At 34.4% G+C, this 13,459-nt stretch carries 18 protein-coding genes and 3 pseudogenes; 9 read left to right on the top strand and 12 right to left on the bottom strand.

Annotated elements, in window-relative coordinates; translation table 11 throughout:
• The first annotated feature begins 64 nt into the window (after positions 1–64).
• The 4 genes from PYW30_RS10545 (at position 65) to PYW30_RS10530 (ending at position 2,873) form a co-directional block, all read left to right on the top strand.
• Positions 65–1,141 (top strand): polysaccharide deacetylase family protein, encoded by a 1,077-nt coding sequence (locus PYW30_RS10545; protein WP_232254470.1) that lies wholly within the window; start codon positions 65–67, stop codon positions 1,139–1,141.
• 5 nt (positions 1,142–1,146) lie between these two features.
• A complete protein-coding gene (locus tag PYW30_RS10540; RefSeq protein WP_042219940.1) occupies positions 1,147–1,341 on the top strand; it encodes a hypothetical protein in 195 nt (64 codons plus the stop codon).
• A gap of 64 nt (positions 1,342–1,405) precedes the next feature.
• On the top strand, positions 1,406–1,741 hold the full coding sequence (locus tag PYW30_RS10535; protein WP_162174787.1) for an ArsC/Spx/MgsR family protein: 336 nt from the start codon (positions 1,406–1,408) through the stop codon (positions 1,739–1,741).
• 109 nt (positions 1,742–1,850) lie between these two features.
• On the top strand, positions 1,851–2,873 hold the full coding sequence (locus PYW30_RS10530) for an alpha/beta hydrolase (RefSeq protein ID WP_197911524.1): 1,023 nt from the start codon (positions 1,851–1,853) through the stop codon (positions 2,871–2,873).
• A 166-nt stretch (positions 2,874–3,039) separates the two neighbouring features.
• On the opposite strand, the pseudogene PYW30_RS10525 reads toward PYW30_RS10530, so the two are convergent.
• Positions 3,040–4,198: pseudogene (locus tag PYW30_RS10525) on the bottom strand (IS3 family transposase).
• A 272-nt stretch (positions 4,199–4,470) separates the two neighbouring features.
• Here PYW30_RS10525 and PYW30_RS10520 point away from each other — a divergent pair.
• Positions 4,471–4,746, top strand: a complete 276-nt coding sequence (locus PYW30_RS10520; protein WP_042219848.1) for an HU family DNA-binding protein — start codon at positions 4,471–4,473, stop codon at positions 4,744–4,746.
• Positions 4,747–4,894: 148 nt separating this feature from the next.
• On the opposite strand, the gene PYW30_RS10725 is transcribed toward PYW30_RS10520, so the two are convergent.
• From PYW30_RS10725 to PYW30_RS10505, 4 genes and pseudogenes are all read right to left on the bottom strand, one after another.
• Positions 4,895–4,996 (bottom strand): putative holin-like toxin, encoded by a 102-nt coding sequence (locus PYW30_RS10725; RefSeq protein ID WP_143467465.1) that lies wholly within the window; start codon positions 4,994–4,996, stop codon positions 4,895–4,897.
• 29 nt (positions 4,997–5,025) lie between these two features.
• Entirely contained in the window at positions 5,026–5,589 is a 564-nt protein-coding gene (locus PYW30_RS10515) for a transposase (protein ID WP_042219845.1), read from the bottom strand.
• A 195-nt stretch (positions 5,590–5,784) separates the two neighbouring features.
• A complete protein-coding gene (locus PYW30_RS10510; protein WP_096822769.1) occupies positions 5,785–6,060 on the bottom strand; it encodes an HU family DNA-binding protein in 276 nt (91 codons plus the stop codon).
• A gap of 72 nt (positions 6,061–6,132) precedes the next feature.
• Positions 6,133–6,502 (bottom strand): annotated as a pseudogene (locus PYW30_RS10505) (helix-turn-helix domain-containing protein); the annotation flags it as partial.
• A gap of 60 nt (positions 6,503–6,562) precedes the next feature.
• Between PYW30_RS10505 and PYW30_RS10500 the strand changes: the two are divergent.
• Positions 6,563–7,244 (top strand): IS6 family transposase gene (locus PYW30_RS10500; protein ID WP_150385307.1). Its coding sequence is split into 2 segments (ribosomal slippage): positions 6,563–7,195 and positions 7,197–7,244, totalling 681 coding nucleotides; the frame shifts between segments, so codons are not numbered across the junction.
• Between the two features lie 12 nt (positions 7,245–7,256).
• On the opposite strand, the gene PYW30_RS10495 is transcribed toward PYW30_RS10500, so the two are convergent.
• The 4 genes from PYW30_RS10495 to PYW30_RS10480 all read right to left on the bottom strand — a co-directional run bounded on the left by PYW30_RS10495 (position 7,257) and on the right by PYW30_RS10480 (position 8,748).
• Entirely contained in the window at positions 7,257–7,508 is a 252-nt protein-coding gene (locus PYW30_RS10495; protein WP_042219840.1) for a BRCT domain-containing protein, read from the bottom strand.
• 239 nt (positions 7,509–7,747) lie between these two features.
• Positions 7,748–7,912 (bottom strand): hypothetical protein, encoded by a 165-nt coding sequence (locus tag PYW30_RS10490; protein ID WP_169740175.1) that lies wholly within the window; start codon positions 7,910–7,912, stop codon positions 7,748–7,750.
• A gap of 268 nt (positions 7,913–8,180) precedes the next feature.
• Positions 8,181–8,501 (bottom strand): type II toxin-antitoxin system RelE/ParE family toxin, encoded by a 321-nt coding sequence (locus PYW30_RS10485; protein WP_232254467.1) that lies wholly within the window; start codon positions 8,499–8,501, stop codon positions 8,181–8,183.
• The gene (locus PYW30_RS10480) at positions 8,494–8,748 is read right to left on the bottom strand and encodes a type II toxin-antitoxin system prevent-host-death family antitoxin (protein ID WP_042219838.1); all 255 of its coding nucleotides are present in this window, start codon (positions 8,746–8,748) and stop codon (positions 8,494–8,496) included. The genes PYW30_RS10485 and PYW30_RS10480 overlap by 8 nt, the downstream gene beginning before the upstream one ends.
• Positions 8,749–9,224: 476 nt before the next feature.
• Here PYW30_RS10480 and PYW30_RS10475 point away from each other — a divergent pair, with 476 nt between their 5' ends.
• Positions 9,225–10,160, top strand: a complete 936-nt coding sequence (locus PYW30_RS10475; protein ID WP_042219853.1) for an IS30 family transposase — start codon at positions 9,225–9,227, stop codon at positions 10,158–10,160.
• Positions 10,161–10,203: 43 nt separating this feature from the next.
• Here PYW30_RS10475 and PYW30_RS10470 read toward each other — a convergent pair whose 3' ends face one another.
• A complete protein-coding gene (locus PYW30_RS10470) occupies positions 10,204–10,905 on the bottom strand; it encodes a MucBP domain-containing protein (RefSeq protein ID WP_255204110.1) in 702 nt (233 codons plus the stop codon).
• Complete coding sequence (locus PYW30_RS10465) at positions 10,863–11,129, bottom strand: relaxase family protein (RefSeq protein ID WP_042219834.1); 267 nt, start codon at positions 11,127–11,129, stop codon at positions 10,863–10,865. Before PYW30_RS10465 ends, PYW30_RS10470 begins: the two co-directional genes overlap by 43 nt.
• 23 nt (positions 11,130–11,152) lie before the next feature.
• Here PYW30_RS10465 and PYW30_RS10460 point away from each other — a divergent pair.
• Positions 11,153–11,605 (top strand): annotated as a pseudogene (locus tag PYW30_RS10460) (recombinase RecA); the annotation flags it as partial.
• A 260-nt stretch (positions 11,606–11,865) separates the two neighbouring features.
• Positions 11,866–12,546, top strand: a complete 681-nt coding sequence (locus tag PYW30_RS10455) for an IS6-like element ISS1S family transposase (protein WP_010890648.1) — start codon at positions 11,866–11,868, stop codon at positions 12,544–12,546.
• A gap of 507 nt (positions 12,547–13,053) precedes the next feature.
• On the opposite strand, the gene PYW30_RS10450 is transcribed toward PYW30_RS10455, so the two are convergent.
• A complete protein-coding gene (locus tag PYW30_RS10450) occupies positions 13,054–13,365 on the bottom strand; it encodes an IS3 family transposase (protein ID WP_052370202.1) in 312 nt (103 codons plus the stop codon).
• Positions 13,366–13,459 lie beyond the last annotated feature (94 nt).

Here is a 13,459-nt window from a genome sequence, read left to right as displayed (position 1 = left end):
CAGAGAGACATACTAGCATCATCTCGGGATGTAAAAATAAATTAAAAAGGAGTCCTTTTACCATATGGGAATTCCCCAAAAACATAAAAAAAATATAGTGTTTTTTTTACCACTGATATTTTTGATGACAGTATTACCTATAGTTGGATATAAAGTTTATAGGAATTCTAGAATTATTTATAATAATACTTTAGAAGAAATAGTCAGTGAAAAAAATAAAGCATTTAAAACACGCGATTTCAAGGATATCAAAAAGGTATACAATCTTCTTGATTATTATCATTTAAATAAGAGTGACAATAGAAGGATACTTGATGATTTACAACAATTAGAAACCGCTATCAAGAAAATAGATCACTCAAAGCAACTGATACAAAAAATGGAAACCACTCCGAATATACAAACTATAAAAGAAGCTAAGGAGGGGGTAAGGGAATTATCAGGAAATTTTATTAAAGAAGATAAGATAGCTATGATGAAGAAAATTCAATTAGTTGAATCGCAAACTCGAAAGATAGAAAATGAGAAACTTAAATATAAAAATAAGAAAATAGTTGCCTTAACATTTGATGATGGACCTAATCCCTCGACTACTCCTATCCTACTTCAAATATTAAAAGAGGAACAAGTACCTGTGACATTTTTTGCCTTGGGAGAACAAGCAGTAAAATATCCTAATATTATCAAAAAAGAATCTGATGATGGACATGAAGTGGGATCTCATACTTGGGATCATAAAGATTTAGTTACTCTTTCTTCTAAAGATCAAATAAGTGAAATTAAAAATGCTAGTCAGTTCATTAATAAGATAACTGGTAAAGATGTCAAACTTTATAGGCCGCCCTATGGAAGTTATAATACAGGTATTTTAAATATTACAGATTTAACCGCGATAAATTGGAGTGTGGATACAAATGATTGGAGATATACTACAAGTGCCCCCGTGGTATCAAATGCTATTTCTAATGTACATGATGGTGCGATTATTTTATTACATGATATTCATCCGTGGTCGGTCAATGCAGTGCCTCAAATTATTCAACAATTAAAACATCAAGGATATAATTTTGTAACAGTGAGTACTTTGCTGGATATAGAAGTAAATGGTGCAAAAAAACATAAAGTTTATTTTGGAGATTAGTATTAATGAGAAAAATAATAAGAAAAACAATAAAATCATGTTTTAGAGTGATTTTAGGAATAATAATATTTGGAGTATTATTGAGTATATCTGGACCTCTTATACAATATTCTTGTCCAAAATTGTTAGCTCACTTTATAACTTTAGCTATTGGTATGGGGATTTTATTGGAGATAGATATTTTTAAACCAACTAATTAAGGGATAAACAAATATGATATATATATATTGTGATAAATCTGATAAAAGATTTCAAAGAGGTGTTGTGTGGCTAAAAACACATAAATTAGATTTTAGTATAATAACCTCTCATAATATTACCAAAGAATTGATTTTGCAGGCATTACGAGTTTCAGAAAATGGTTTTGATGATATACTAATTCCGGTTGAAAAAATGTCATCAACAAAAAAGGAGATTTATGAATTTTTTTGTGATGAAAGTATGTCTGTTTCTACCTTACTATCTGTACTTAGATATACACCTATGTTGCTCAAATCTCCTATTATGTTTGATGACAAGCACTTGATGACTGGTTTTGATGAATATGAAATAAGAAAATTTTTACCTAGAACTTATAGAGAAAGAAGTCGTTTCCGATAAATGGACCAATGACATTAAGTCAAGTAATTTCATGCTTTTAGCAAAGAACATTGAGCTTAATTCTAGGTTATTTGTAGTTCCTGAGGAAGTCTGATATAATGAGTCCATCATGAAAAAATTTGTTAAGGTTATAAGTTTATTGTTAGGCTTTCTTGTGGCATTTATTTTAGGACTGGTTCTTGTGTTTAACCTGTCCCCACGCCCCGGAGCTTTTGTGATCAATCGCCTTTTTGCTAAAAGTGGCGGAAAGATAACAGATCAAAAGACCTATGAGGCTACGAAGAAAAAGGTCCTTTTGAAAAGTGATCTCAGCTATACTTCAGACAAAAAAAGAAACAGCTTTGACATTTACATGCCTCAAAATTCCCAAGGGCCCGTTCCTGTAATGATCTGGGTTCACGGTGGTGCTTATGTTGGAGGAAATAAAACCGATGTTAAAGAATTTGCCACTCGGATTGCACACGATGCTCAAGTTGCTGTCATCTGTCCTAATTATGCACTTGCACCTGATGCACAATATCCCAGTCAAATTCAGCAAATAAACGAGCTGGTACAGGATTTATTCAGCCATCAAGCAGATTATCCTTCACTTGATTTCAATAAAATTATTCTTGGAGGTGATAGCGCTGGTGCCCAAATTGCGGCCCAATATGCGGCCATCCAAACCAATAAAGCTTACGCAAATGCATTACACTTCACCCCTCTTCTCACTAAGGAAAATTTAAAAGGTGTCATCTCTTATTGCGGCCCTGTAAACTTGCAGGAAAAGGCACATGATAAGTCAAACAATTTATTACTTAAAGCGTTCACCAAAACCGTGGCTTGGTCACTCTTAGGTACAACGGATTGGAAAACAAATCCGCATTTGCAACAAGCAAGTGTCGTTCCAGCCGTAACCGAAAACTATCCGCCCACTTATATTACGGATGGAAATACCCTCAGTTTCGCTTCAGAAGGTGAAGCATTGGCAGAGCGTTTAAAAGCGTTAAACGTTCCAGTGTCTCAGCTTTTCTTTAGTGATTCCAGTAAAAAGATTGGACATGAGTATCAATTTGATTACCGTACCAAAGAAGCACAGCTCTGCTATCAGCAAACGCTTCAATTCATTCAAGAAAATACCCTACAACACTAAAAAAGCTGCACATTTTGTGCAGCTTTTTATGAAACTTCCTCGGAAATTCCAAATAACCTAGAATTAAATTCAATGTTCTTTGCTAAAAGCATGAAATTACTTGGCTTACGTTATCTCAAAACTTTATCTCTCCGATATCCTATTCATTTGGACTAATGTCAAATAATTAGACAGAAAATGAGCTATATTTTCTTAAAATAGTTTTCTTCCTTCTGATTTGGAGTTAATCCATTGTTGGCAGAATGAGGATTATAGTTGTTATAAAATTGTTCGAGGTATTCAAAACAGGATAATTGAACTTCCTGAATGGAGTGATAAGTTCTTCGGTTTATTTCCCGTTGTTTGAGGTACTTGAAAAAGACCTCAGTCACGGCATTATCATAAGGATAACCAGGTTTGGAGTAAGAAGCAAGCAACTGATGCTCATCTAATATTTTTCTAAAGGAAGCTGACTTAAATTGGCTCCCTTGATCCGAATGAAAAATGATTGGTTCTTTAGGTTTTCTCTTCTTTATAGCTCTCTCTAAAGTGTCACAGGCGAGCCTAGCATCAATCTTATCACTTACTTTCCAAGCAATACATTTTCTAGAGTAAAGGTTAAGAATGGCGCAGAGATAAACATGACGCTTAGGTCCAATAGAAATATAAGTGAAATCGGTTGTCCACACTTCATTTGGGGCCTTCGGGTTAAATTCTTGTTTCAGTAGATTATCAGAAGAAAATATAGGAGAATGGTTTGATTTAAAACGAGGTTTAATCGTTGACATTTTAGGTCGTGTCATAGACTTTAGAAGTCTTAAGATACGTCCTTCAGAGATATTTATGCCATAATCACGCAGGAGAATGATTTTAAAAGCTCTTGTTCCAATTCTTTTTTGGGGCCTTCATATAAATTTCAAGAAGTAATTTTCTCAAACGTTGATTTTCTATTTCACGCTTAGAAGGCTTCTTGTTCATGAAGTTATAGTAGGTGGAACGATTGACATGTAAAACACGACAGAGCATAACTGTCGTGTGTTCAAAACGGAGTCGATAGATGGCTTTTAATCTTACTTGGAGTTTTGCATGAATATGGCACTTTCTTTTTTTAAGATAAGATTTTCTTCTTCAAGTTGGGCATTCCTTTTTTGTAATTCTTGAATCTGTTTAGCAGTCAACACTGTATTATCTTCAAGAAGAACTTGAGAGTACTGCTTGATCCATTTTGCAAGAGCAGAAACGGAGACGCCATAGTCTTTACAGAGTTCGGATTGAGTTTTACCTGTTTGGTAGAGATTAACCAGAGATTGTTTAAATTCCTCGTCGTAACGTTTAAAGCCTGACATAAAAGTCCTTTCATTTTTGTGTCTACTTTTATAGTATAGCTCCAATAGAGGTTATTAGTAAATAAATAGACTTGTATTTAAGTATACTTGTCTATTTATTTACTAGTTTATTTATTTTTTTCTAAAAATTCTTGTGAGTAGCGTTTTTGCATGTTTTTGTCCTTTAGATAAATTATACAATAGTGACTCTAAGATTTAAGGATAACATCAATAATAAATTAGATGATTATGATATAATGTATTTAAAATAGAGAATATAGGAGAGCATTATTATGACAAACAAAAAAGAACTTGTAGCTGCAATGGCAACTAAATCAGGCTTAACACAAAAAAATAGTGAGCTTGCACTTAATGCAATGGTTGAAAGTATCACTGAGTTTTTATCAAAAAAAGACAATGTTCAACTTATTGGATTTGGAACATTTGAAACACGAGAACGTGCAGCACGTGAAGGGCGTAACCCACAAACAGGGAAGAAAATCAAAATCAAAGCAACGACTGCCCCAGCATTTAAAGCAGGCAAGGCTTTGAAAGACGCTGTTAAATAGGATATTAATTTTGACAAATCTCTACCTTTTGATATAATAAAGGTAAAGAAAAAGAGCTTGCGTAAACAAGCTCCATAGAGACCATTTAAGACGGTTGACAAGTAACTTATCTAAAAATAGAATCGCACTCGGTCAAAAGTTAGCGGTTCTATTTTTTTATGTTCTTTACAATCACAATAATGAGATTGAGCAACATAACAATGAAACTTGCGAACGCAATCATCAATGTTAAGCTGTCTGAAACACTCAAAAACGTTGCCTTAGGAAAGCCTGTAATTTCTAGGATTTCTTTGAGTTTGAATTTTTTTCGGAGATTGTGAATGAGCTTTGCTTTTTGTTCGGTTGAACTCTCTTCCCCAATCTCCGAAGTCCTTTTAAATATTCTACCTCAATTTGAGCGTAACGAAGCTGTCTCTCAAGTTCTTTGATACGTTGTTGGTCAGTCGCATTTGAAGCTTCCTTATCAGGCATGTACTCTCTCTCCCTTCTACGCCCATGTTTTTTAGGCTCAGGAATTTCTCCATATTTTCTAAACTGATTGACCCATGTACAAAGAAGTCCAAGTGTTGGTATTCCCATTTGAAAAGAAACATCTTTATAAGTCAATTCACTTGTTAAGTATAATTGTACCGCACTTTCTTTAAATTCTTGACTGTAAAATTGTTTTTCTTTGGTAACTTTTGCAAAGGCTGACTCACCTTTAAGACGATATTCTGCCACCCACCCTTTGAGACCTCCCATAGATGGGATTTGATGTTTTTTACATAGGGAGCGGTAGCTTATGTTTCCCTGTAAATATTCTTTAACTACTTTAAGTTTGAATTCTCCGGTATATTTTGTCATAAGAAAAGACCTCCAAATTATAGATTTTTTAGTCTATATTTTGGGGGTCACATCAAACTTTTGACGAAGTAGGATCTATTTTTTAGATGAATATTAGTCAACCGTCTTAAACGGTCTCTATGGAGCTTGTTTACGCAAGCTCTTTTTCTTTACCTTTATTATATCAAAAGCTAGAGATTTGTCAAAAGTAATATCCTATTTAACAGCGTCTTTCAAAGCCTTACCTGCTTTAAATGCTGGGGCAGTCATTGCTTTGATTTTGATTTTCTTCCCTGTTTGTGGGTTACGACCTTCACGTGCTGCACGTTCTCGTGTTTCAAAAGTTCCAAATCCAATAAGTTGAACATTGTCTTTTTTTGATAAAAACTCAGTGATACTTTCAACCATTGCATTAAGTGCAAGCTCACTATTTTTTTGTGTTAAGCCTGATTTAGTTGCCATTGCAGCTACAAGTTCTTTTTTGTTTGTCATAATAATGCTCTCCTATATTCTCTATTTTAAATACATTATATCATAATCATCTAATTTATTATTTTCCAATTTTTAGAGGATGTCGTAATCTCTAAGATTGACTTCTACTTGTTCTTCCAAGGATTCCTCAAAAGAAGCTTCAGTATGTTCTTCAATGGACTTTTTTATTTTATAAACAGTGGGACGAGAGAGACCATTTTTTTTTGGCTATTTTTGCTACTGGAATTCCCTTTTTTAACATTTTCACTACAGTTATATAAACTAGCTTTTTTTGAGGGTCTGGTGAGTCTAAGGAGTATTCTGTTGGGCGTCCCTTGTATCGTCCTGCTTGCTTTGCTAAGAGTACACCTTGACGTTGCCGTTCTCGTATTTTCTCACGTTCATTTTGCGCTATGTAACTTAGAAGAGATAAAAACATATCAAACATGGGGTTCTGTTGCAAAGTTTTCCGATAAGTCTATTTTAGTGTAAAATGGGATAAAAAGACAGCGAGGACATGTAAATGAATCATTTTAAAGGCAAACAATTCCAACAAGACGTCATCATTGTCGCTGTTGGTTATTATCTCCGTTACAATTTGAGCTATCGTGAAGTTCAAGAACTCCTTTATGATCGAGGGATTAACGTTTGTCACACCACTATTTATCGCTGGGTACAAGAATACAGTAAAATCCTCTACCATCTCTGGAAGAAGAAAAATAGAGAGTCCTTCTATTCGTGGAAAATGGACGAAACCTATATCAAAATTAAGGGACGTTGGCATTATCTGTACAGAGCTATTGATGCGGATGGATTGACTTTAGATATCTGGTTACGCAAGAAGCGAGACACACAGGCAGCGTATGCTTTCTTGAAACGACTCCATAAACAGTTTGGTCAACCGAGGGTAATTGTCACGGATAAAGCGCCATCTATTGGTTCTGCATTTAGAAAGTTACAAAGTAACGGTTTATATACTAAGACAGAGCATCGAACCGTGAAATACCTTAACAATCTAATAGAACAAGATCACCGACCAATTAAGCGACGCAATAAATTTTATCGCAGTCTACGTACCGCCTCAACCACGATCAAAGGTATGGAGACCATCCGAGGAATATACAAAAAGAACCGAAGAAATGGAACGCTCTTCGGTTCTTTTTGTATCTACTGAAATCAAAATATTAATGGGAATAGATGCTTAAGAACATGAAGGATTAGAAAAATTGTGTTTTTATTTTTAAACTTTGCAACAGAACCTGGACAGCTTCTTCTGCTTCTAAGAGCTTCTGTGATGGATAGTAGCCTTTTATTAGATCAATCGGAAAATAACCTGTGACGAGTCGTGTGGTTTTCTTAGTAACGCTGCTCTGGTTGTGACCTTTTAATCCAGTAATAATAGATTGTGCTTGTTTTCTTGTCATCGTTGTCAGTGTTCCAGTGAACACAAAATACTCATCTTTTAGCATTCACTCCACCTCACATTCTTTTGACTGAACTCAATGCTCAACTTATTTGACCTTTTACAAATCCAATTATAGCAGAAAGTGAAGGTAAGCCATTGTAGTATACTCTAGTGTCCACTTTAAATCCAATAGCTAATTTGACATAGATTATCAATATGATATAATGGAATAGAAAAAAGCGACAGGAATGGCCGTTCCTATCGCTTGATAAGTCTCGGAGTATTAACTTTTATAAAAAGTGTCTACTTTTTACGGTGGACGCTTTTTTTGATGCGATAAGCTTTCGCACAGGAAATTTTATATTTCCCATAAGCAATGTAGAACTTACCTAATGCACCAAGTATAATCGCAATAGCCGTAGCAATTCCGATAATCAAGTAATACTCCCTCTCCATAGATGTAGACATAAGGTTATACCTCCAGTCTCGAATAAATTTGAGAGAATATCCTTCTATCTTTACTCCATAAAGAAACTTATCAGGGGCTTCAGAGTAATGAACTGTCCACTCCATAAACTAATTATACCATAGAGAACACAAGACCTGCAGTTAAATTCAGGCTTTTTTTATTAACCTGCAAGCAATTCTAATCGTCTTAAGTGAGATATTTTTGTCTTTGCATCAAATCTTCTTTTTTCCTTTGGGCGTGTTTACTTTTTATTTGGCTGTTGTTTTTTTAAATCTGTTTAAGAATAGTATTCATCCAATTTGATTTTGCAGGCAACACTCTTAATACATAGACTTCTGAACCTAAAATCTCATAGAACATAATATAATCTTCAATTACTCTATATTTTACATTGGTCTCAATGCCAATTCTTACAGATAAATTTGAACCAATCTTGGGAGAAGTTTTCAGTATATCCATAAACTCAGTAAGTTCTGTTTGAAATTTTTTCAAATTTTCTTGATATGTTTCTAGTTCTTTTTTGTAAAATATAGCCTCTCTCATATCTCTAAGCACTTGTTCAGGAACAGTAACATTGTAATTACTCAAAGTCTTCCTCCAGTGCTTTTATAAACTCATCAGCAGTGTAATTTTTTTCTGTTCTTAATGATTGATAGCCTTTTTGTAGTTCTTCTAAAAGTCTAACTGTTGCTTTTGTTCTTTCCCATTCACTAAAATCTACTACTGCATATTTTGCAGTACCATTTTTAGTTAGAATCACTTGTGAACCTTGAGAAACATCACTTAGTGTTTGATTGTAATATCTCATTTCTGATACAGGAACCACATTTTCCATTTTTAGCACCTCCATTTTAAGTATAATTTTACTTAAAATTATTTTAGCATATTCTCTCAACTATCTCAAATTATCAATTCTTTCAGAATTGAGGAACCTCTAAAATAAATTCAAAAGTAAGCCCACCTTTTAAATTCATTTCAGAGGTTGATATTAGAAAAGAGAGGATTAACTCTCTTTTCTTGTTTGTAATTTTAAATTGAGTTGTTCTAAATGTTTGAAGAAACTAGGTTCTAAAAAAGGACTTCTGAAGAGAACAGGCTTTAAATTGCTATCATTCTTCAAGAAACCATTTCCCTTTTCCATTTGAAAATTAGGCAATTCATTTGTACCATAAAGATTTTGAACTGTTTGACTATCATTATTTCCAAGTCGCAAATTGTAAAATGAAGTTAGCCACCCTGATGGGATGAAAAAACACCATGAAATGTTAGACTTGTAGTTACGAAAAAAAAACAAAGTCGAAAGGTTTCATGATGCAAGACAATTATAACTCAAAAGGCAAGCATTTAACAGCGTCAGAACGTCAACTTATTGAACGTTGGCACAATAAGGATAAACTCAGTAACCGAGAAATTGCTTATCGTTTAGGCAAAGCGCCTCAAACAATAAACAATGAGGTTAAACGTGGGACTGTTCAACGGAAGACAAAGCGGAAGTACTCTTCCAAGTTGGCCCAAGCTACTTACAAGGAGCAACGTGTCCAGTCTAAGCGCCCTACCAAGTTAACCGCAGAAATTGATAAGACAATCTCTCAGGCAGTCAAAGCAAAAATTTCCCTTGAAGTGATTCATCAAGAAATCAAGTCTGTCGTTTGTTTGCGTACACTCTATAACTGGATGACCTCTGGTATTCTCTCCGTGGCCTACCACGAACTCCTCTATCCTCAGTATAGAAAATCTAAGAAACAACGTGTGACACAGCCTAAACACAAACTAGGTCTATCTATAGAGGAGAGACCTAAAAGTATTAATGAGCGTTCAGAATATGGACATTGGGAGATTGATACAGTACTTCTGACCAAAGAGAAGGGCGAATGTCTCTTGACCCTGACAGAGCGTAAGACACGCTTAGAAATCATTCGACTTATTCCTGATAAGACCACACACTCTGTCAATCAGGCCTTAAGACAACTTAATTTCTCTGCACTTTCTGTAACTTCAGACAACGGCAAGGAGTTCGCTAAACTCTCAGAGGTTTTGGAGTGCCCTGTATACTACTGTCATGCTTATGTCAGACATGAGAGAGGAACTAATGAAAATCATAACCGCATGATACGCAGACACCTCCCCAAAGGCACAAAGAAAACCACGAAACAATTCGTGGCTTATATTGAGAACTGGATGAACAATTATCCTAGGAAAATGTTCAATTTCAAGTCACCAAATCAGATGTTAATTGAATCTATCTAGTGGCTAACTTGCTCTTGCAATTTGCGATTATATATTTTTCAATTTACTTCACAGAATTCCACGCTACACCTTCATATTTCCATTCTTTCGGTGCTTTTGTTAAAACACTCTTCTCATAAGAATCTGCTGTCATTAAGTGAGCACCAATACCTGCTTTAGGATTAAAGAGGCGATAAACTGGTTTTCCACCTGCTTTTGGTGCATAGAAAGCAACACCTTCGCTCTTCCACCCTTTAGATGTCAAAACTTTAACCTCATATGAATCTTTCGTATTCAAATGTTCTCCTGATTTAGGATTATAAAGACGATGGACAGTCACAGTCGTAGAGTCCGATTTTTTATACTCTTTAAAGTTTATACCTTCGCGAACCCAATCACTTGAAAGTTCTGGGAGATGTTTGTATTCATAAGCATCAGCTGTATAAAGATGTTCCATTGATTTTTTATTATAAAGACGATAAACATTTACCACTTCTTGTTTAGAAGGTGGAGTTGAATTTTCTTTATAAACATAAGTCACAGTTTGTGCTTTATCTGTAAATTCACCTGAAGCCGCCCCTTTAATTTCTTTAAAGGTGTAGTTCTTAATATCTTTTTTAGATGAGCTATAAGGTTCACCTACATTGCCTTTTAAAACATCATCATCTGAAATTTGTTTTCCTGATTCATCTTGATAATGTACGGTTACATCTCCTCCAGCAACTACTGGATTTGTTGGCTGCCAAACATATCCTCGATAGTAAATTGACCCTCATTTCTGCTTAAGCGTTCTTGTATACGCTCAATATTATATTTGTTGTATTGACTTTCTTTACCAGACTTAGAACGATCTAAAGTCCTGGAACGTGTACTTTTAAGTTGAGGTTCATCAAGGAGTTTGTAGGTGGTCCACTTTCCAGAAAAGTCGACGTCTAAATTTAAAGCTGCAGCTTTTATTTTGAAATCTTCTAAAGTTGAGGAATGATCCAAAAGAAAATTTAAACGCTGTTTAATTTTATGCTTCAGTACGTTTAGATGTTCGAGGAAAAACGAAAATTGAAGAGGGAACAAATGATAATAAAAAAGCACTTGGGCGAACAACTAAAATCAAAGTTGTTAAAAATAAGATTGCTCCACCATTTCGAGAAGCAATGGTCGATATTATGTTTGGAGAGGGGATATCGAAAACAGGAGAACTTTTAACTATCGCTGTAAATGAAGATATTGTAAAGAAAGCAGGTGCTTGGTTTTCTTATAATGATGAAAAAATTGGTCAAGGAACAGAAAAAGCGAAAATTTTTCTCAAAGAACATTCTGAAATTTTCAATGAGATTGATCGAAAAGTCCGAGAAAAATATGGTTTAATTAAAAAAAGCGAGTCGGATATTAAAGAAGAAAAGTCCAAACCCAAAGAAAAAAACTCTAAAAAGGTTGAACTACAAGATATTGAACTAGAAGTCGAATAAGATGGAAACTAGCCTTTAAGACTCCTAAAAAGATATTTACTAATTAAGATATATACATACTTATATATTAGTAAATATCTATATTTATAAATTTAGATATTTCGACAACTGACTTATTAATAAATAAAACCCATGTTGCAAATAACATGAGTTTTATTTTGACGTTTCCTTCTTAATCCCTCTACACGGTTCTGTTGCAAAGTTTTCTGATGAGTCTATTTTAGTGTAAAATGAATAAAAAAGACAGCGAGGATAGATCAATGAACTATTTTAAAGGTAAACAATTTCAAAAAGATGTGATTATTGTCGCTGTTGGTTATTATCTACGTTACAATCTAAGCTATCGTGAAATTCAAGAACTCCTTTATGATCGTGGGATTAACGTTTGTCACACAACTATTTATCGTTGGGTACAAGAATACAGTAAAGTCCTCTATCATCTCTGGAAAAAGAAAAATAGACAGTCCTTCTATTCGTGGAAAATGGATGAAACTTATATCAAAATCAAAGGTCGTTGGCATTATCTCTATCGTGCAATTGATGCGGATGGATTGACTTTAGACATCTGGCTACGAAAGAAACGGGATACTCAAGCTGCTTATGCGTTCTTGAAACGACTACATAAACAGTTTGGTCAACCAAGAGTAATTGTCACGGATAAAGCGCCCTCTATTGGTTCTGCATTTAGAAAGTTACAGAGTAACGGTTTATATACTAAGACAGAGCATCGAACCGTGAAGTATCTCAATAACCTCATTGAGCAAGACCATCGACCAATCAAACGACGCAATAAATTTTATCGAAGTCTACGAACTGCCTCAACCACGATTAAGGGCATGGAAACCATTCGAGGAATATACAAAAAGAACCGAAGAAATGGAACGCTCTTCGGCTTTTCGGTATCTACTGAGATTAAGGTCTTAATGGGAATATTAGCTTAAGAACAAGAAGGATTATAAACCTGGTATTTGATTTTTAAACTTTGCAACAGAACCGCTGTAGCAATGTTAGTGACTGCAATTTGTAGTTTCCTAATCAGTTTGCTTACGTTTGTCATCTTGTTGATTGAAAAAATCACAAAAAAATAAGAACCGTCTCAACTTTGGCTAGTTAACGGTTCTTGAACTTGTTAGTGCCACCGACTTTTACTCGGCTACATGGGACTTGTTTGCAGCAAGTCCTTTTTCTTTAACTTTATTATATCATGTATTTTCTATTATGACAATAAAAGGCGTTATTAAAGTAATTATATTTACTCTGTGTTCAAGAAATCTATTTTAGCCGACATCGTCGATACTCCTTTGGTAGAAATTTCCGTATTTCATATTCATGATAACCAATGAAATGGTTATTGGTTTCAAGAATTATTGGAGTCTGAAGAACATATCTTACGACTTATCAAGTCTATGACACTCCCTAAAGTGTCAACGATTAAACCTCGTTTTAAATCAAATAAATCTTCTGTATTTTCCTATCCAGTTGGTTAACATTCCACGGCTTGGAAGAGCATAATCCAAGCAGACTTGGTATTGTGATTGCCCTTCAATGAGGAATTTATTTATGATTTCTTCTTTTAATTCTTTTGAGTAAACTCTATTTTTCGCTTTATGTACAATTTCTATACCGTACTTTTCTATCAACTGAAGCATGTATCTAATATTAGATATTTGGATATCAAAGTCCTGTGCAACTCCACTTAAGCTACGCCCCTTTTTTCGAAGTGTGTAGATTTGAATTTTTTTGTCATAAGTTAATTTCATAGAAAAACACCCCTAAATGTTAGATTTTTTGTCTAACTTTAGAGGTGCAGTACAATGGGACTAGCAGTTTTTTATAATTTTATATCCGTTTTAC

This window comes from Lactococcus garvieae subsp. garvieae (assembly GCF_029024465.1).
Taxonomy (GTDB): Bacteria; Bacillota; Bacilli; order Lactobacillales; family Streptococcaceae; genus Lactococcus; species Lactococcus garvieae.
The sequence above is the reverse complement of the archived record's forward strand: the minus strand, read 5'-3'. Positions and strand labels throughout refer to the sequence as shown.